Source organism: Bradyrhizobium sp. Kon58 (genome assembly GCF_055807455.1).
In genome coordinates, this window is record NZ_JBVVOT010000488.1 from 1 (window position 1) to 260 (window position 260).

The 260-nt window shown below is 65.0% G+C and carries 1 protein-coding gene; it reads left to right on the forward strand.

Features of this window, described 5'->3' with window-relative positions:
• The coding region (locus tag AC0L20_RS41240) for an enolase C-terminal domain-like protein (protein ID WP_473295869.1) at positions 1-260 on the forward strand (260 nt) is incomplete at both ends.

The window sequence follows — 260 nt, forward strand, 5'->3', positions numbered from 1 at the left end:
GCGCCTGGTCACTCAAGGAAGCGATCCGCCTGTGCCGCGACCAGCATCACGTGCTCGCCTATGCCGAAGACCCCTGCGGTGCGGAAAACGGTTACTCGGGCCGCGAAGTCATGGCCGAATTCCGCCGCGCCACGGGCCTGAAAACCGCCACCAACATGATCGCCACCGACTGGCGCGAAATGGGCCATGCGATCCAGCTGCAATCGGTGGACACTCCCCTCGCCGATCCGCACTTCCGGACAATGCAGGGCTCAGTGCGC